Source organism: Acinetobacter stercoris, from assembly GCF_900323515.1.
GTDB lineage: Bacteria > Pseudomonadota > Gammaproteobacteria > Pseudomonadales > Moraxellaceae > Acinetobacter > Acinetobacter stercoris.
The window spans coordinates 1-1,173 of sequence record NZ_OOGT01000406.1 but is presented as its reverse complement, the minus strand read 5'-3'; the positions used below and the strand labels follow the sequence as shown (position 1 = coordinate 1,173).

Annotated in this window: 1 protein-coding gene; it reads right to left on the bottom strand. The window is 35.1% G+C overall.

Annotated elements, in window-relative coordinates; all coding sequences use genetic code 11:
* Positions 1-59: 59 nt before the first annotated feature.
* A complete protein-coding gene (locus KPC_RS19895; protein ID WP_121976016.1) occupies positions 60-1,145 on the bottom strand; it encodes an OmpW/AlkL family protein in 1,086 nt (361 codons plus the stop codon).
* Positions 1,146-1,173 lie beyond the last annotated feature (28 nt).

Here is a 1,173-nt window from a genome sequence, read left to right as displayed (position 1 = left end):
ACTATTTTATAAAAAAGAGCTCTATGACTATATAGATATATTGATGATATCAAATCTACTTAAAAACGATACCCCACACCTAGATAAGTGATTAATGGATCAATATCAACTTTAGTTGATGCATGTATTAACTGCTTTCCTGTCTTACTATCAATCACATCAATATTGGCTCGATTATTTAGTTTTGCATATGACACTGACGCAACTGCGTACCAATTTGAAGTAAAATCATAAGTGGCACCAAGACTAATAATAGGTGCAATAGCATCAGTAGTTTTTACTCGAACAAATGGATTTGCATTGGAAGATTTTCCATCTAATGCAGCACCAGCTTGACCGTCTAATACATTTTGAATCATATGTCCCGCAGAAATTAAATCTGCTTTTATTTGACCATTTAATTTAATATTGCTGAAATGCGAATACATCAACCCCGCTCCAATATATGGGCGGAATTTATTTACTCCTGATTTCCCAAACTGGTATTGTGCTTCTAAAGCAGGAGTCCATGCACGGACTGTAGCAGCTTTAGATTTATTCCCTAGAGTAGTAATAGGTATATCTTGTAGAAGAGGTATATCCAAGCCTATACCAGTATGCGCCATCCCAGACATCGGGGCAAAAATCTCTCCTTTTCCTTTAATATCCACCTTAGGTGGAATTCCTCCAATCAATTGTAATGATACATTATCATTAATATAGTAGTTAAACATTAAACCTAAAGTATCAACATCATCAGCTTCTAGACCAGTTCCTCGTGATTCCCATCTATCCAGATCGTTCACAGTTGCTGAACCTGTTATCTCTGGCTTAACATTTCCATTTTCATCTTTTAAAAGCTCCTCTAACCCTGGCATATTTATAAGTTGTGTCAATGTATCTTTATAAGTTTGATCTGTATCTGGTACTTTTGCGCTTGGATCTAAAGCATTTAGAAATCCATTTGGAGAAATTGCCCCAACAGTTGAATTAGTTCCATTGGCTACAGCTGTGTTTATATTAAAAGGATTTGCATTACCTTGTGGCATAACATGTAACCACCCTGCTGATATAGAAAAACGTTTAAATTCTGCATGCGATATCTGAGTTAATGTGATGAGGCTTACTATTAGTAACTTTTTAGTGGCTGATTTAAAAATATCCATTTCATCTTCCTTTATTTTATATCTACGG

Coding starts and splice junctions, on each gene's coding strand:
- KPC_RS19895 (WP_121976016.1), bottom strand. CDS start 1,145: ATGGATATTTTTAAATCAGCCACTAAAAAGTTACTAATAGTAAGCCTC.